13 protein-coding genes are annotated in these 16,839 nt (G+C 62.0%); 2 read left to right on the top strand and 11 right to left on the bottom strand.

The features are described 5' to 3' along the window. Positions 1–126 precede the first annotated feature (126 nt). The 4 genes from DAD186_RS08965 to DAD186_RS08980 form a co-directional block, all read right to left on the bottom strand. The gene (locus DAD186_RS08965; protein ID WP_065248374.1) at positions 127–1,026 is read right to left on the bottom strand and encodes a ribokinase; all 900 of its coding nucleotides are present in this window, start codon (positions 1,024–1,026) and stop codon (positions 127–129) included. A gap of 87 nt (positions 1,027–1,113) precedes the next feature. Continuing rightward, entirely contained in the window at positions 1,114–2,163 is a 1,050-nt protein-coding gene (locus tag DAD186_RS08970; protein ID WP_065248375.1) for a phosphotriesterase family protein, read from the bottom strand. After that, positions 2,160–3,200: a DMT family transporter gene (locus DAD186_RS08975; RefSeq protein ID WP_074298235.1), complete on the bottom strand. Its 1,041-nt coding sequence runs from the start codon at positions 3,198–3,200 to the stop codon at positions 2,160–2,162. Before DAD186_RS08975 ends, DAD186_RS08970 begins: the two co-directional genes overlap by 4 nt. A gap of 29 nt (positions 3,201–3,229) precedes the next feature. Further along, positions 3,230–4,018 carry a glutamine amidotransferase gene (locus DAD186_RS08980; RefSeq protein WP_223845748.1) on the bottom strand — a complete coding sequence of 263 codons (789 nt, stop codon included), beginning with the start codon at positions 4,016–4,018 and terminating at the stop codon, positions 3,230–3,232. Between the two features lie 70 nt (positions 4,019–4,088). Between DAD186_RS08980 and DAD186_RS08985 the strand changes: the two genes are divergently transcribed. Continuing rightward, positions 4,089–5,075, top strand: coding sequence for a LacI family DNA-binding transcriptional regulator (locus DAD186_RS08985; protein WP_065248824.1), 987 nt, complete (start codon positions 4,089–4,091; stop codon positions 5,073–5,075). Position 5,076: 1 nt separating this feature from the next. On the opposite strand, the gene DAD186_RS08990 is transcribed toward DAD186_RS08985, so the two are convergent. The 4 genes from DAD186_RS08990 to DAD186_RS09005 all read right to left on the bottom strand — a co-directional run bounded on the left by DAD186_RS08990 (position 5,077) and on the right by DAD186_RS09005 (position 12,597). Further along, complete coding sequence (locus DAD186_RS08990; protein WP_065248378.1) at positions 5,077–6,141, bottom strand: M20 family metallopeptidase; 1,065 nt, start codon at positions 6,139–6,141, stop codon at positions 5,077–5,079. 402 nt (positions 6,142–6,543) lie between these two features. Next, positions 6,544–9,264, bottom strand: a complete 2,721-nt coding sequence (locus DAD186_RS08995) for a hypothetical protein (RefSeq protein WP_065248379.1) — start codon at positions 9,262–9,264, stop codon at positions 6,544–6,546. Continuing rightward, the gene (locus DAD186_RS09000) at positions 9,261–11,189 is read right to left on the bottom strand and encodes a thioredoxin-like domain-containing protein (protein WP_065248380.1); all 1,929 of its coding nucleotides are present in this window, start codon (positions 11,187–11,189) and stop codon (positions 9,261–9,263) included. Before DAD186_RS09000 ends, DAD186_RS08995 begins: the two co-directional genes overlap by 4 nt. 1 nt (position 11,190) lies before the next feature. After that, a complete protein-coding gene (locus DAD186_RS09005) occupies positions 11,191–12,597 on the bottom strand; it encodes an HAD family hydrolase (RefSeq protein ID WP_065248381.1) in 1,407 nt (468 codons plus the stop codon). A 122-nt stretch (positions 12,598–12,719) separates the two neighbouring features. On the opposite strand from DAD186_RS09005, the gene DAD186_RS09010 reads away from it, so the two are divergent. After that, on the top strand, positions 12,720–14,126 hold the full coding sequence (locus DAD186_RS09010) for an NAD(P)-binding domain-containing protein (protein WP_065248382.1): 1,407 nt from the start codon (positions 12,720–12,722) through the stop codon (positions 14,124–14,126). On the opposite strand, the gene DAD186_RS09015 is transcribed toward DAD186_RS09010, so the two are convergent. From DAD186_RS09015 to crcB, 3 genes are read right to left on the bottom strand one after another with little or no spacing between them, the layout of a single operon-like run. Next, positions 14,065–15,891, bottom strand: coding sequence for a copper resistance D family protein (locus tag DAD186_RS09015; protein ID WP_082991170.1), 1,827 nt, complete (start codon positions 15,889–15,891; stop codon positions 14,065–14,067). The two genes, DAD186_RS09010 and DAD186_RS09015, sit on opposite strands and share 62 nt — an antisense overlap. Then, a complete protein-coding gene (locus DAD186_RS09020) occupies positions 15,888–16,277 on the bottom strand; it encodes a fluoride efflux transporter FluC (RefSeq protein WP_065248383.1) in 390 nt (129 codons plus the stop codon). The genes DAD186_RS09015 and DAD186_RS09020 overlap by 4 nt, the downstream gene beginning before the upstream one ends. After that, entirely contained in the window at positions 16,274–16,831 is a 558-nt protein-coding gene (gene crcB / locus DAD186_RS09025) for a fluoride efflux transporter CrcB (RefSeq protein ID WP_082991171.1), read from the bottom strand. The genes DAD186_RS09020 and crcB overlap by 4 nt, the downstream gene beginning before the upstream one ends. Positions 16,832–16,839 lie beyond the last annotated feature (8 nt).

Genomic DNA, 16,839 nt, shown 5'->3' on the forward strand with positions numbered 1-16,839 from the left:
AGATAGCCGGTTTCAGGCCAGCGCTCGGTGTGAGCGGAAGGTGTTGAACTTGGCCCGGTAGGCATCGTCCTCGAGGATTAGGCGATGAATACTCCCTTAGGCAACGTATAAGACGTCAGACGTCGACTATGCCAGCGGAGTGATCACGCTGTAGCTGGCCGCGGCGCCTTCGTTCTCCACGGCTGCTGATCCAGCCTTCAGTCCCTCTGCGACTGCATCTGGGAACGAGTATCCCTTCGCGAGGGCTGCGCTGAGTACCCCCACCGTGGCATCTCCTGCACCTGTGGTGTCTACAACCCGCGAGGGTTTCGTGGCAGGAAAATGCCCGTTACTGGTGCCGTCGGCCCACACGCCGCCCTTCTCACCCAGTGTAATAAGTACGGCCGTGGGGCCCAGCGCTCGCAGGTGTTCAGCAGCCTCAAGTGCTGCTTCGATCCCCTCGGGGACCTTGACATCGAGGGCGATCCCAGCTTCGGTCTCATTAACTACAAGTACTGTCACAGCGGTGAGATCGATATCGCTTAGCGATATCGCCGGGGCGGGATTCCACACCACTCGTGCGTTCACCTTTGCGGCAATCTTGATACTACGGATATTTACCTCGAGCGGAAGCTCCCCTTGTAGTACCACAACATCAGAGGAGTCAAGATCAGTAATGGCGTCAAGTGCGCCGGACGCCACCTGCCCGTTTGCCCCGGGGTCAAGTACGATCGTATTCTCGCCGTTTGCAGCCACTGTGATGAAAGCACTCCCGCTTGCGGTATCGATAGTGGCGAGATGCTCCATATTTACATCGTGCATGGCGAGCTCATCGCGAAGCGAATCGCCGGTGCTATCGGCTCCGACGGCACCTACGAACACGGTCTCAACCCCCGCATGGGCAGCCGCTGCCGCTTGATTCGCACCCTTCCCGCCAAGTCTGTACGAGAGCCCATTGCCGGTGAGAGTTTCCCCGGGCAGAGGATGGCGCTCGACCTTGACAGTGACATCTTGGTTGACTGAACCTACGACGATAACGCGATTCATGGGATCTCCTTGGATAGCTAAATGGGAGACGGCTGGCTGCGGCTCGAAATTGCAGCCAGCCGTCAACATATGAGGCGGATAACTCCGTTAGCGAATAGCATCCCCTAAGTACCGCTGTGGGTTCGTTGTGATCAGTCCATCAACAACTGACCCATCGATCCCATGGGCAATCAGCAACTCCCGAAATACAGATGGAACCACAGTAAAGCCGTTACCGCCTTTGGATGCCCACATCTGCTTCAGAAACAGGTCATGACTAAGCAGAATCTGGTCACCAAAACCCTCATTGATGAGATTTGCAACTGTCCTTGCCGTTTGGGAGATGGTTGGTGAGATACCTTCTCCGGGGAAAGTAATGTCGAGGCCGATCATGTCGAACTCAAGCCATACGCCTCGCTTAAGTAGTCGCATCTGGTAATCCAGATCCTCACCTGAGGGGTCCGAATGCGCGAGCGACACTTTACGGGGATCAACATGGCATTCATCGAGAACGATGTCGAGAACCTCGTCGCCGCGACGTTGCCAACCAGGCATATGAATATTGAGCGCTACGCCCCCAAATTCAGCCTGGGCTAGCCCGGCACCTTTTAGTGCCGCGCGTTCACCGTCAGTAAAGGCGGGCGACACCCCAATCTCACCAATTAGGCCCGGAAACACGCCTTCAACACCATTGGTGAGTTCCTCCAAGAAGCGATCGCGAATCTCTTCAACACTGGGGCCGGCGATATCCGCTCTTTCAAATTTTTCAAGATAAGTACCGGTCGCCATAATGACGTGCAAGCCAGTGCGCTCGGCTGCCTCCTTGAGGCGAGCGGGATTACGACCAATCTTTGCTGAGCCTGTTGCGTCAACGATCGTCTTCCCACCGAGCGCCTGAAAGATCTCCGCTTCGCGAACAATATCATCAACTGGCTTTGCTGCGACATTATCGGCGCAGCAATATGGGTCTTGCTTGAGGGCCCACTGCCAGCTTGGCGTTACCTCTTGACGGATTATCTTCGTGCTGAACTCGTATGTGGGCTCAGCAAGCACCGACGACAAGTCGTTGAATAGGTGCTCATGAGGCAGGGTGATGCCTAGCTCATCAGCGTGAACTTTTCCCAGAACAGTTTGTACATGACCAAACTCTGAACTCATGCCAGCGCCTTTCCGTCCAGTGAGCTGTTGATGTCAGCAGATGAATCATCGTCACGAATTCGGCGGGAGGGAATGAGCGCAACACCCGAGGCCACCAGAGCCACAGCAGCACCAATGAGCGTCATCGTGTGGACCGTCCCCATTCCGGGGAGCAAGCTGTCGATGAGGATTGAGCCAATGAGCTGTCCGGCGGTTGAGCACAGCGCCAGTACGAGAAGCCCGAGCTTGCGCACAAGAAGCGCCATCAGAGCGATGGATGCCAGACCAAGCGGTCCACCCAGGTACATCCACCATGCGCTAGGGGCGACGAACTCGCCGCTTCCCATGGCAACGCGAATAAGGAATGCAAGAGTAAGCGCCGTGAAGCCGATGACGAAGTTCCATGTAATGGAAACGAGCATCGAATCAGCAAGACGAGCGATATTGGAGTTACCTGCAGGCTGCCAGCCGGCAAGAAGGCCACCCGCGAACGGGAGAATCGCAAGCGCGATCATGTGAGGCACCTCGAAGTTGGGGGAGACAACGAGGAGAGTGGCGACGATTGCGAGCACGGCTCCAAGAATTCTAAAGAAGCTCAAGGCCTGCTTGAATTCGACGCCAATGCCAAGACGGTCGCACATCACACCGGAAATGACCATGCCGGAAATGAGTGACGTCTGGAATGTTGCAACTCCCAGTGCTCCGACACTTATCCCCTCGGAAAGCACGATGACCGCACCACAGAGACCTGCAAAGAAGTTAGGCCACGGCAGCTCTCGGCGGACCAACTGCCCAGGTAGGGCAAAGAACGCTCGGCGCAGTTTCGGGACAGGCAACACAATGAGGAACATCAGTATGAGACCACCGCCGAATGAGATGATCGCGGCGAGGTGCCCATCGCCAACATCAGTACCGAGGCGCCCATTGACTGCCGACTGAACTGGCCCAAGCATTCCAGCTAGAACGGTGAGGAATGCGAAGAGTCCGGCAGCCGCCGTGGTTCGAGCTGGCGGACGGGTATGTAGAGATGTATCCGGGGATAGGGTAGAAGAAGGCATCGTTGACAACTCCTTTGTGAAATATGGGATTAATTGTGGGCAAGCCATTCAATGGCTTGAGAGAAGAGGCGACCGTATCCAACCCAGTTCATGAACGGTTCGGGTGCCCAGTGTGGCGAAATGTCGGAGGCGAAGGCTAGCGTTCGCCCCTTTCCTACCTCGCGTACGGCGAGAAGCGGATCTCCTTCAACGGTGGCTAGCACCTTAGCGTCGTCCTTTGCCGCGAGCTTTTGATAGCCAAGCAGGATCGGCCATTCCGCATCGAGCCCATCGGTGACAGGATGGCCTTCAGCAGCCTGTTCAAGTTGACCTGAAACACCCTGAGGGGTTTCGATCCGGTCATCCCAGCGGGAAATGTTGACGGGGAGTACATCTTCGACAGCCGTTCCCGCGTAATTTGCCATCCCCTGGAAGCCCTGGAACGACAGGTAGCCACCAGCCATCATGAGGCCTCCGCCTTTGTTAACCCATTCGCGAAGGAGATGAAGCCTGTTTGGGCTGGGCAGGCCCTGTTCAAAGACTTCGGGTGGAAGAAGCATGGTATTCGAGCCGATGTCTGAGAGCAGAACAACGTCAAATTCATTGAGTTCTTCGATGGTGCGGGGGAAAAACTCGGCCACGTCGTGAGATCGCATATGCGTGACGTCGTGCCCGTACTCTTTGAGGACTTCGAGCAATTTGGCGCAACCAATATGCACCTGAGTGTGCGGAAACGCGTCGTATCCCTTGTGGTCGACCACTGCGCTGATCCACGATTCTCCAGCAAGTAGAACCTTCGCCATTTCATCTCCCTTGACTTGTTGCGCAACATCGCGCAATACTTGGTGTGTTCGATATTACAGTCACCTTCGGTTGGGTGCAAGGAGTTTGGAGGAATTCATCGTGTCGATGAGGGCTGTCGCGCGCGAGGCAGGCGTTTCAGCATCAACAGTGTCGCGCTACCTGCGTGGCGAGCTGCGTCTCAACTCCGAAACAGAGCGCCGCGTCGAAGCGGCACTCAAGACCACGGGGCACGTGCGACACCGCAATAAGCTGCGTTCCGTAGCCCTCGTTCTTCCCGAACTCTCAAACCCCTACTTTTCGCACCTCGCACAGGTTTTTGTGGAGGCTGCCCAGTCGCGCTCACTTCGAACACAAATCGCCGTTTCAAACGGTTCACGCGAGCGCGAGCAAGAAATTCTGGACTGGGTACTTGCTTCGCCCGATGTTGACTCTGCCGTGTACGTTTCGATGTCTGGAGATCAGAAGGTGTTAGGGGGTGTTCCAGCCCACTTCCCCCTCGTCCTTCTCGATGAAAGCCTCGAAGTAGCCGAGCGTCTCCAGGCTTCATATGTAGGAGCAGATCACTACGGGGGCGCCTACCAAGCAACCCAGTACCTCGTAAGTGCAGGCCACAGTCGGATTGCACATCTTGCAGGCCCACAAAACTTACGCTCGGCGCGCGAACGCCTAAGCGGCTATAGTGAAGCGCTTCAAGACCGAGGGATTGAATTTGACGAACAGCTAGTTCTGTCGGGGCCTTATTCTGAGGCGTTTGGGGCGGCTAGCTTGCCGCGCCTCATGCGGATAAAAAATCGACCAACCGCAGTGTTTACCGCAAGCGACATCGCAGCCATTGGACTAATCTCGGCCGGTCAACACAGTGGAGTTCGGATCCCAGAAGATTTGTCTCTTATCGGCTTTGACGGCATCCCCACGGGCGCTTGGACATCTCCACGGCTCGCCACCGTTGTACAGCCGTATAGCGAGCTCGCGCATATGGCCCTAGATCAGATTGAACGCCAGTGGCGAGGGGAGGACACCCAGCCCTTCAACCTACCAATGACCGTAGCTTGGGGCGAGTCTGTCATGCCACTCCAGAGCGGTGTTGTATGAGCTAGACGAGGACTTCGCTAAAGAGATCGACGGCGTGTTCCAGCTGATCAAGCTCAATCGATTCGTCCACCGAATGCATCTGATGGGGCTCTCCCGGCCCCCAGACAACAATGGGGATCCCGGGGAGAGCCGTAGTAAGTACGGAACCATCAGTGAAATAGGGAACCGGCTCCGCGACGCTCTGGGCCGGTAGTGCCGTTACGAACTCATTGTCCTGGGGAGTCGTCAGAGGTGCGAGGTCCAAATCTACGCCCACATCGATTAAATCTGGAAGACCACTAAGGCGTTCCATAGGAGCGTGTTGCGTGACGGTTCGAAAATCGATCGTTGCCGCGGCCCAATCAGGAACGATATTGGTGGCGTTACCACCGCGAATTGTTCCGATATTTAGTGACTCGGTACCGAGTCTGCGATCCATCTCGAGGGGCTGACTACTTTTCCACCGGATAAGAGCTTCAGTAAGTGTTTCAATTGCATTAGAGCCAAGATGCGGAGTTGAACCGTGAGCTGCTTTTCCGGCGGCGTTGAAGGTGTACCAAGTTGCACCCCTATGGCAGCTATGAACGTCAAGATTAGTCGCTTCGGGGATAACGATCCCCTTGACGGGAAATTTCTTCACGGCCTCGACGGCGTTGGCGGCACCACGTGACCCGATCTCCTCGTCTGCGGTAAGTAGAAGATGCGCGGGGGTTCCACGTTTGGTAGCAGCCACCAGTGCGAATACTGCTGCAGCGAGTCCGCCCTTCATGTCAACGCTACCGCGACCAAGCAGCCGGTCACCGTCGATAGCTCCACCCAATGGGTCGGTGGTCCATAAGTCCGGGGATGTAATCGGGACGGTATCGGTATGGCAAGCAAAGACAACCGCAGGCTCGCTCTTCTTTAATGCTGCTGGAGTAGATAGCAGCGTCCAAGGGCGACTCCCTCTGTACCGGTCGACGACGACGGCGCTATCTTGGGCGCTCACGAAATTAATCACCGCGTCTTGCACACGGTTCATGCCGCAGTCATCCCCGGAGACACTAGAAATTTTGACAAGCGCGGAAGCAAGATCGACGACACTCATGAGACTCCAACTCCAAAAGTCGAAAAAGCCAAGCGAGATTGCCCGGAATCCTAGACTAGACCTACTTTCTGCAGCTACTGAGAACAAGACGGGAGAGCTGTGAACCTTGTTTGGCCTCTGCACTTAAGTGCCGTGAGGCACCGCGTCCGTCGGCGTCGATGAGGGATCGCTAAAGATAGGCGCAGCGAGCTCGAGCTCAGTCACGCCAAATGTCTCGGATAATAGCTCGTCAGTACCAGGAATCCCATACACCTGAAGACCAGGAGCATGACAAGGCTCGAATCGATGCTGTTGAAGGGAAACCGCCGCAGCGATTCAGCACGATGTAGATCCGCGAGGGATGAGAACGCCCCGCACCGGTAGTTTTCCGGCGCGAGAAGTTCACACCTGCGCAATTCAGCTCTACTTCCGTTGACGCCCGCGTTTCTTGTTCGGAACCTCAGGCCCACCGAAGATTGCAGCGCCAAGATCATCGATATCGGCCGCAGTCGAGCCGTCCGAGGAACCGTCAGCAGTTTCGACCGATTCGCGCGAATCATCGTCACCCTCGGCCGTCTTACTCACACCGCGCTTCTTCGAGGGCTTACGCGCCTTTCGGCCACCCGAGCCTCGTGTGGACTGCGCCGCCGATTTCTTCGACTGTACCTGCGTACTCGAGGCCTTCTCGCGCACCGTTTTCGAGGCGCGCGACTCCCGATCAACGCTTTCGCTCGCTTCTCGCAAATTGTCGGCGAGATCGACCTGCTCGAGGCCCCGCGACAGCACGATCGGGACGACGAGCACCATGAGGGCCGCAACGACGATCACGATCCGCACGAGCGGATGCGTCGCCTCATCACCCGTGAGTGCCACGACCGCAGGCGCCGTCGCAAGCGTCATGAGCGTTGCTATCACACCGAAGCCGGAGGCACCGGCAAGAGAGAAGGTGAGCGCCAATCGCGCACGCGCCTCCGAAACTTCCGTGAGCACGCTCGAATACGCGAGCGACTCAGCGCCACCGGCCGCGCCCTGCTCCACCCGAGCGCGGGCGGCCTCACTCGAGGCGACGCGCATGTGCGCAGCGGCAGCCACGAGGCCCGACGCCGCTACAGCGCCCACCGCAAATGCCGGAAGTGAGGCTGCGCCGAGCCCGAAACCGCACAGGACCGGGGCCAGTAGTGCACACATCACCACGATTGCGGAGGTGCGGCGAAGTGCGCTTTCAAGGCCCTCGAAACCAAGGTCATCGTCAAAATCCCACGAGTCCCCAGCCCCCGCACCATCGCCTGCCCGGTCAGAAAGGGCAATGCGCGCCTCGGTCACCGCATTGGCGAGCACAGCGCGCGCGGGCGTCGCCACGAACGCCGAGACCGCAAGAACCGCAACGATCCCGAAGAAAAAGCCGAGAACGACCGTCGGCGAGTCGATGGTCAACGCACGCAGCTGCCTGTCGGCCCACAGCGCACCCTGCTGCTGTGCCGCGCGCATCGCCCCCGCAATAGGTGCCACGAGTGGAAGGGCGGCCGCGCTTGCCACAAGCGCCAGGACCGCGCCGGCAAGAGCCTTGTGGGAGGAACGATCGGCGGCGGCGTGGGGATCCTTAGCGTCAGGGCGTCCGACGCTTGCCGCGCCACCGTCGGATTCCAGGACGATACTCGCGTCGCCCGCGATCGCCGAGAATCCGCCCCACATCACTGCCGCGGCGGCAGCGGCGAGTGCGAGCAGATAGTAACCGAGGTAGGCGATTCCAGCGGCGGCCGTCGCAAGGCCCCATGCCGCGGCGATACCGAGCAGGGCGGCAATGGCGAGCAGTGCTAGTGCGCGACTGGAACCGAGGCCCACCGCCGACGGGCTGATACGCCCGAAGCGCGCCGCGACAATCCCGCGCGAGGAGCCTTCTCCCATGGCGGTCTCGGCTCGCACATGCGGCCACACGATCGCGAGGCCCGCAAGGAGGGCGAGTGCGCCTCCAATGACGAGCGCGAGACCCGTCACGAACGAGGGGTTGATCGCGTGCAACATGAGCGTATCGACCACGCTTTGCGCTTCGGGGGCATCACCCACGTTGGCGTAGAAGTCAGGGAATTGCGCGACGATCTTCTCGATGAGAGGTTCCACCTCATCACGCGCAACGGAACTGGGCGCCTGCTGAGTGCCCGAGTCGACGAAGAGTGACACGAGCAACGGGTCGTTGAATTCTCCGAGCCCCACTTCGGCCATGCGGAGATTCGCGTAGCGAGTGGGCAGCCACAGGGTGAGCAACGAGCCCACGAGAGCGAGCGGAATGATTCCCGTGAGTCCGGCGCTCACAAAACGCGAGGAACGCGTTGATCCGGCGGGTATGACACACGAAGCGATGAGCGCCGCGAGTGCGCCACAAAAGAGCAGCAGCGCGGACACTATTCCCGCGAGCCCCACAATGGGCACGCCCAGCGTCATAATCGCGCCACCAAGAAGGGCGGCAAGCGCAGCGGAATCGACGGCACGAAGAGGGCCACGGGCGAGCCTCGGCGAGAGGGAGGCGGAGGGAACGGCGTCCCGTTCACGCGAGTGCTCGAGTGCGCCAACATCGATGAGCGCTCCCGTCTCTCCCAACAGCGAGAGCGCGACACCGGAACGCAGCGCCGCCCCACCTACGGCAAGTCCGAGCGCAACGAGAAGCAAAAGCGGCCCCGCATCGGCATGTTTCACGACGACGAGGGCGATGAGCATAAGCGTTGCGGCGCCCACGCCGATTCCGCGCACGCTCCCGGGCAGGGCTCTCGCCGCAGAAAGGCGTGGCTTTCGCGGTTCATCAGTGGCGTCCGGATCGAGGCCATCGACATTCGCACGCGCGGCGAGCAGCGTGCCAAGCGCCGCCACCACGACCGCGAGGATGCTTCCCATAAACACGGATCCGCCGCGTAAAAGCCGGTCGGCCGCATCACCGGGCGCAAGCGCCACGAGAATTCCCGCGCCAAGCCCTCCCCAGAGCGCGGAATGCGAGGCAGCCGTCACGAGCGTGCCGATCCGCGGCGCACGCTCATCGACGCCGTCGCCGCCACGCGCGAGCCACACCCACGGGTGAGCGAGAGCAATGAGCGAAAGAACACCGGCCGCAACGAGCATCCAGGCGGTGTCGGCCCCGAGTGCGAAGGCGCTCATGCGAGAAGCGAGAGGACGAGCGTGCGCGTGCCCTCCTCGGTCAGGGTCACGGGCACACCCCAGTCTTGCTGGTGCATGTGGCAGGCGGGGAACTCGACGCTCGGGTCGGCGTCGCACGAGGCTGCGCGCGCACTGACGTGAATGACGCCTTCGCTGTAGTTCGGGTCGAGCTCAATCTCGCGTTCAAGCTCGCTCGACGTGCCGCCGCCGCTCACGAGCATCGCCGGCGGCGTCGTCGAAACACTCACCTGCACGGCGGGGCCGAAGGATTCGTCGAGCTTATGCCCCTCGGGAGGGGTGAAGGCGACCTTCACGGTGAGCGGCCCCGCATTCGAGACCGCAGTTGCCGGTCGTTCGGTCTGCTGCGCACCTTCATCGATGACCTGCTCAGCGGCGGGCGAAATGGAGATCCACGTGAGCTTGTGTGCGCCGGATTCCACGACGATGAGCTGCGCAAGCCCGTCAATCGGATCCACAACGATCAGGTCGCTCGGCTCCGAGAGCCCCGTCGCCACGGTCACCACGGAATCGTGAATCGGGTCGATGATGCGCACCGCGCCGTTGTAGGTATCGGCGACCGCGAGGCGACCGTCGGCGAGGACGGTAATGCCGAGCGGGTGCTGGAGCCTCGCCTTCTCGAGCGGCCCGTCCACGTGGCCGAAGTCGAACAGACCCTCGCCTACGAGAGTTGTCACCTCACTGCGGTCCGCGGCGATCACGCGCACGGCGCTCGTTTCCGCATCCGCGACGAACACGGTTCCGTTCGCATCAACCGTGACCCCCGAGGGTTGCGCCCACCACGAGCGTACGAGCGCGCCGTCCACGAGCCCCTCCTGGGTCGTGCCCGCGAGCACCGCGAGAGCACCCACGTCCACGAACTCGCCGTCGTCGTTGAGCGCCGCGGGCCTATAGGTCCACATCTGGTGGATGCCCGCCATCGCGATCACGATCTGCCCCGATACATCGTCCCACTCCACATCCCACGGAGTCGAGAGGGCGAACTGGACCGGGGTGCCCGTGCCGGTGGGCAGAGCCTGGCCTTGCATCCACTGCTCACCATTACCGGCGAGGGTAAACACATGGCTTTCGATTCGGGGGCGCAGGAGCCGACGCCTGCCGAGCTGCACACCGCGCAAACGGTGGTTCCCGGTGTCGGCAATCACGAGGTCGTAACCCACCTGGTCAGCGATCTCGGGGGGAAGCACCGCGACGCCGTTCGGCTGAGAGAATTGTGCCTCGGCCGCGTCACCGTCATTCCAGCCGCGCTCGCCCGTGCCGATCACTTCGTCGACACTCACGCCATCGGCTTCGAACACCACGAGGCGGTTTTGCCCCGCGTCGCTCACGACAATGCGCCCATCGGGCAAAAGGCCACCCTTCGAGGGGAAACGCAGTGTGTGGAGTTCGGACTGCTCGAGAACGGTCGGGGCATCGCCGCGCACGAGGCTACCGTCGGACTCCGCCTCACTCACGAGACGAGAGATGATCCCGTCAAGGTTCGCCGCGTGCCCCTCCCCCGACATTGACGCCGCGATGCGTCCGTGCGTGTCGAGAACCATGAGGGTCGGCCAGGCCTTCGCGCCATATTCGCTCCACGTGCGCAGGTCGGGATCGTCGAGAACGGGATGCTCAACGCCGTAGCGTTCGATGTTGGCGATAAGGGCGTCGTGATCGCGCTCGAACGAGAATTTCGGGGAATGCACGCCGATCACGACGACTTCTTGCGACCATTTCTCCTCGAGAGGGCGCAGCTCGTCGAGCACGTGCAGGCAGTTCACGCAGCAAAAAGTCCAAAAGTCGAGGATCACGATCTTGCCGCGCAGATCCTCAAGGCTCAGATCAACTCCGCCGGTGTTGAGCCAGGAACGGCCGAGCAGTTCGGAGGCGCGGGGGCGTGCGGTTTCGCGGAAGTTCTCGCTCGTCATGTCAGTCCTGCTTTCGGTTCGGCCAGCTCTTCACCCACGCGAGGAAGTCGGGGTCGCTCAAGGAGGAGAGCGTCACGTCGGCCACGTCGATCGGTTGCCCCGTCGAGGGGATCCCGATCAAGGTCATGCCGGCTGCTTTTGCGGCGCGCGCCCCGATTGGCGAATCCTCAAACGCGAGGCACCGGGAGGGCTCGCACCCGAGGGCTTTCGCGCCGGCCTCGTACATGTCCGGGGCGGGCTTGGGGTTTCCGACGGTACTCGCGCTTTGAAGGCTCTCAAAATATTCGATGAGACCAGCGCCCGTGAGTTTCTTCTCGAGAATCTCATGCCACGAGTTCGAAGCGACCGCGATCGGCACCTTTGTCGAGGCGAGTTCGAGGAACTCGCGCGCGCCCGGCATGACGGGAACGTCACTTCCGAGCCGCGCCTGGAAATCGTCGGTCACGAGCTGCTGCACGTGGGCGGGGTCTTGGTTCGTCATCTCGCCGAGGATCTCGGCGGTTTGCTCGAGGGTCGTGCCCATGAGCGCGCCCAGGTCCCCTTCCGTAGGCGATACGCCCGCGTCGTAGAGAACCTTGAGCTGCGTCTCGGTCCACAGCGCCTCCGTATCGAGAAGGAGGCCGTCGCAATCGGTCACGATCGCTTCGGGGATTTCGTGGCGTACGAGTCCAAGGGAGTTATACACGGGCGAATAGCCTTCGCGACGATCGGGCCACGTCGCGGCCCATTCACGAAGACCGGCATCGCCGATCGCCTCGATCTCAAGCTCGCCCTCGGGCTCCTGACCGGGGATCGTGGGAGCGACGATGAGCCGGCACCCGGCGGCGGAGGCCGCTTGCGCGCCCGTTTCCGAATCCTCGATCGCGAGGGCGCGTTCGGGGGCGACGCCGAGCAACTCGCACGCGCGCACGTAGATGTCAGGGGCGGGTTTGGGGTTCGGAACATCGTCGAGGGAGACGACGTGGTCGATGTACGGGAGGAGGCCTACGTCGGCAAGCTCGCTCACGAGCGGAGCGCGGTTGCTGTTCGAGGCCACCGCGACGGGGATGCGGGAGCTGGCGGCTTTCAGCAGTTCCGCTGCTCCCGGAAGCACGGGGATATCTTCGGCAAGCTTCGCGAAGTAGATCTTTTTGAGGGCTTCGCCCACTTCCTCGGGGATCTCCCCCGTGAGCTCGGCGATCGCGATGACCACGTCTTTCACGTCACGGCCCACAAGCCACCGGCGGCGCTCCTCGTCCATTTCGAGGGAGCGCGCCTCAAGGTACTCGACCTGAGTGTCTTCCCACAGGCTCTGGGTGTTGAGGAGAACGCCGTCACAATCGAAAACGATCGCTTCGGGCGTGAAGGTTCCGAAGGTCTCGTGGAAGGGCGCAAGGCTGGGCGAAAAAGGCTCTGCGTAGTCGCTCATAGTGCCTCCACCATACGCAGCGGCCCTGAGAAGAGACCGTTCCCATCACAGCTTTTTTGCACGCGAGCGCCCTAGCATGTGGAACGTTAATCTGGCGTCGTTCTGGAAGGCATACCCCCGCCATGACTGCACTCACACGCGGATCCGTTCTTGTGATCGGAGCCGGCCCCTCGGGCCTCGCGGCCGCAGCCGCCCTGTCCTCACTCGGGGTGGAGTTCGATCTGGTGGATACGCAAAACCACGTGGGTGGCGTGTGGAACGTCGCAAACGAGGACGCCCCAACCTGGCCGAGCATGAAGCTCGCCACCTCGAAGTCTCACACGCAGTTCGAGGATCTGCGCATGCCCGTGAGCTTCCCCTCGTTCCCCTCCACCGATGAATACGCGACCTACCTTCGCGCCTACGCCTCCCATCACGGCCTCACGGAGCGTTTTGAACCGAACAAGGCCGTGCGCAGCGCCCGCTCGTTTGGCGAGGGCCAATGGGAAGTGGATTTCTCCTCGGGCGAAGTGCGCCCCTACACCGGCATCATCGCCGCGCACGGCGTCTCGCAGCGTCCGTTCCTTCCGCCGCTGTGGCATGAGGCTCGTGAATCGGGCGTGCGCACGATTCATTCGAAGAACTTCCTCGGCGGTGAGGAAACGACCGAGAAGAACGTGCTCGTGATCGGTGGCGGCCAAGAGGCTGCCGACGTCGCCGTTGAACTCGCCAAGGCCAACCGCCGCGTGGCCCTCCATCCCACCGAGGCGCACTGGGTTGTGCCGCGCACGTGGGGCCCGTTCGCCGGTGACTCGCTCGCGAGGCTCGAGCCGACCTTCCTCGGTCGCGCCTTCAACGACACTGTCGCCGAGAAGCTCATCGAGCGCGCGATTGGCCGCCCCGAGGCCGTGGGTCTGCCAAAGCCCAAGGTTTCAGTCATGGAAGATGAGCCGATCGTCTCGGATTCCTTCCTTAAGCTCGTGGACGAGCGTCGCATCGAAGTTCTCCAGGACGGCATGCACTTGCCGTTCACGCGCTTCGATTTGATTGTCTTCGCGACCGGCTACGAACCGGGCGTCGACTACCTCGACCCCGCGTACACGAGCGACCTTTCACTCGGGGCCTTCCCTCGTTCGCGCCGCGACCTTGCCGTGCTCGGCCAGGTGCGCGTGCTCGGTGGCGTGACGCCGATCCTCACTCAGCAGGCCGACATCGCGGCATACGCGATGAAAGAACTCCTCGACGAGCTCGAGACGGGCACGCCGTCGCCCGCGCTCGCACGCTTCGAAAAGCTCAAGTCACGCGCCGATGCCGATGTTCACCGCACCGCTCCCCGCCAAAGCGGCGCTGGCCTCCGCGGCGCCGTCTCGGGCGTCGCTTCCCGCGTGCGCACCGCGACGCACTCCACACGCATCGCGGAACAAACGCCGTGGAACGAGCAGAGCAGCCTCGACTCCCTACCCGAGGATCAGCCGATCCGCCTCCCGCTTACCGATCGCGAGCGTCTCCTCGCGCGCCTTGCGACCGCGCGCGCGATTTTCGAGAAGTAAGCGTCGCGCCCCACACCGCCGCCCCGTAGATCGCAACGATCACGGCGGCGAGGCCCGCGCCCACGTGTTGGTCACGGAGGGTATCGGCAAACCACGTGCGCCCCATGGCTCCGAACCAACTCGGGGCGATCGCGTACGGCGTGAACGCCATCCACGCGAGTACGACCACGAGAGCAAAGGTGCCGAGCGCGAAGGCTCCTTTCTTCCCCGCGCGCATGAGCACCACGAGCAGGGCACCGCACGCCATCATCGCGAGGTCAAGGCCAAGATTTGCGGGGTGAGATTCGAGCAGTCGGCGCATGATCGCTGGCACAAGGTAGGCGCAGGCGAGAGCGAACGCCGGCACAAGGGCGATTGCGTAGGCGAAGGCCCGACGCCTGCCGAGCACACGCCGAACCCCGTCGAGAAAGGTCTCGCTTACCCCCATCCCGAGGGCGCTTCCCGGAAGCACAAGGAGGGCGAGCGAGAGCGCGAGGTGCGCGCTGAACAGCACTCGTGAGTAGACCGCGAGTGCGCTCGAGGCGAGGAGTGGGTAAAGAACGAGAGCGAGAACGATCCAGCGCCGGTTCTGGTGATCAACTCCGCGCGCGACCCTCCGTGTGAGAAGCCACGTGAGTGCGAGGATCGAAGCGCCGATCGCGAAAATATCGGGCCTCACCTGCGTGAGAGAGGCAAAACTTCGCGGATCGGGAGGAAGGGCGTAGGTCGTGAGAATGCCCGCGGGCGTGGCTGGCGGTGGGATGTTTTGCGCGGGCGGCGGCGAACTCGACATCGCGGCGGCAAGACCGATCGCGGCGCCCATGAGGAGAATCTCGAGGAGCGCGAGTTCACGAAAACCGGAGCGCACAAGGGATGTGCGCCGCGCGAGCACGCGCCGCTGAACGTAACCGCACACACCGAGAACGAGAAGCAACGCCGCCTTCGCGAGGCCAAGCTGCCCATATGGATGCGTCAAGAGTTCGCTGAGTGCGCTCAAGCGCGCGAGGAGTGCGAGCACGCCCGAGAGAGCAAGGCCGATCCACGCGAGGAGCGCGAGGGAGGAGAAACGCTCGACCGCGCGCCGCATTTCGGGCTCATCGTCATCGTGGAGTGCGGGGAGGAATTGCAGCACCAGGAGGGGCCCGACCCACACCGAGAAGGCGAGGAGGTGGAAGAACATCGAGCTCGTCGCACTTTCGTGGCTCACGCTTCCCGCGGCGTGCCCCGTCATGCCCTTGGCAACGACCGCGCCGAGAGCCGTGAAGGTTGTGGCTCTGGCGGTTCGCGTGCCCGTTCCCGATACCCCGACGGCGCTCGCGAGTGCGGTTGCGGCGATCGCGGTAATGCTCCATACGCCAAGGTCACTCGCGGCGAACACGCCGATATCGGAACCGAAGTGGGCCGAAAATAGAGGTTGGCCGGAGGAGAGCGAATACGCGAGGATGAACTGGACGATGAGGAGGAGGGTCCATGCGATCGCGCTCGCGAACGCGATCGTCATGGCGCGCTCTCGTGCGCGCACCGTCCATGCGGCGGGCTCGGGTGAAGGGTCGAGTAGCCATCCTGCGAGAATCGATCCGCCGAGTGTAAGCGCTCCCGCAGCAGCAGCGAGTGCTGCACTCACGGGGAGCAGAGTCTCGGTTGCTCGGCCCGCGTTCGCGAGCAGGATTTCGGCGTCCCCTGCCGCGTAGCGCGCGCCGGCCAAGGCCGCTGCCGCGCCGCCCGCGAGGGCCACGCACGAGATAAGGAGCGCGGCGATCACCGCGCGCATGTGCGCACGGCTCACGCAGTCACCACAATGCCAAGCCAGAACGCTGCGAGGGCCGAACCAAGGCTGAGCGCGTAGTAGCCGAGGGCCGTAACCGTGGCGCGCGAGCGCACGAGCATCACGATTTCAAGCATGAAGGTCGACATGGTCGAAAGCGCGCCGCAAAACCCTGCTCCGAACAGCGCCGCGAAGCTCGCCGCAACGAGGTCGGTCGTGCCGCCGAGTCGACGCAGCACGATTGCAAGAAAGAACGAGGCAATCACGTTCGCCACAAACGTCGGCCATGGAATGGGCGAGGCGGGCTTATCGGGGCTCGTTGAGGGCTTCAGGGCGGGCACGAATGTGAGCCCGTATCGGGCTGCGGCACCGAAAGCGGCTCCGAGGGCAACGATGAGGGCGATCAAGGCGCTTCCTCCCCTTCCGCGGCGTGTTCGCGCGTGCTCATCACGCCCACGCGGTTACCCGCAACGAGGCCCACCATGACCGCGAGGACGCATACGAGGACGCTCGCGGTCACGTATTTAAGGGCTTCGAGCGGGAAGCCCGCGCCAATGATCGCGGCAATCTCGCTCGTGAATGTGCTCATCGTCGTGAAACCGCCACAAAATCCGGTGCCGAGCACAAGCTTGCACTGCGCATACTTCGGTGGTCGCTCGTCCCAATATCCCGTGAGCACGCCGAGGATCAAGCATCCAAGAAAGTTGGCAGCGAGTGTGCCCCACGGGAGATCGACGAGCGTCAGGGTCGTGGTGGCAGGGAGGATGACCGAAAGGGCATAGCGCACAACCGCACCGGCGGCGCCGCCGAGTGCCACCCACGGGGCGCCTTTACGGAAGGGCAGCGGCTTGGGCTCAATACGCACCGCGGCCGTGTCCGTGCTCGTGACGGCCGCGAATTCGGCCGTGCGCATGAGCGGGTCCTCACGGCGAAGGCTCCCGCGCTCTCCCTGGTCGTCCATCACCGCTC

The sequence above is a fragment of the Dermabacter vaginalis genome, assembly GCF_001678905.1.
Taxonomy (GTDB): Bacteria; Actinomycetota; Actinomycetes; order Actinomycetales; family Dermabacteraceae; genus Dermabacter; species Dermabacter vaginalis.

Coding starts and splice junctions, on each gene's coding strand:
- DAD186_RS09005 (WP_065248381.1), bottom strand. CDS start 12,597: ATGAGCGACTACGCAGAGCCTTTTTCGCCCAGCCTTGCGCCCTTCCAC.
- DAD186_RS09010 (WP_065248382.1), top strand. CDS start 12,720: ATGACTGCACTCACACGCGGATCCGTTCTTGTGATCGGAGCCGGCCCC.
- DAD186_RS08985 (WP_065248824.1), top strand. CDS start 4,089: ATGAGGGCTGTCGCGCGCGAGGCAGGCGTTTCAGCATCAACAGTGTCG.
- DAD186_RS09000 (WP_065248380.1), bottom strand. CDS start 11,189: ATGACGAGCGAGAACTTCCGCGAAACCGCACGCCCCCGCGCCTCCGAA.
- DAD186_RS08970 (WP_065248375.1), bottom strand. CDS start 2,163: ATGAGTTCAGAGTTTGGTCATGTACAAACTGTTCTGGGAAAAGTTCAC.
- DAD186_RS08965 (WP_065248374.1), bottom strand. CDS start 1,026: ATGAATCGCGTTATCGTCGTAGGTTCAGTCAACCAAGATGTCACTGTC.
- crcB (WP_082991171.1), bottom strand. CDS start 16,831: ATGGACGACCAGGGAGAGCGCGGGAGCCTTCGCCGTGAGGACCCGCTC.
- DAD186_RS08975 (WP_074298235.1), bottom strand. CDS start 3,200: ATGCCTTCTTCTACCCTATCCCCGGATACATCTCTACATACCCGTCCG.
- DAD186_RS08990 (WP_065248378.1), bottom strand. CDS start 6,141: ATGAGTGTCGTCGATCTTGCTTCCGCGCTTGTCAAAATTTCTAGTGTC.
- DAD186_RS08995 (WP_065248379.1), bottom strand. CDS start 9,264: ATGAGCGCCTTCGCACTCGGGGCCGACACCGCCTGGATGCTCGTTGCG.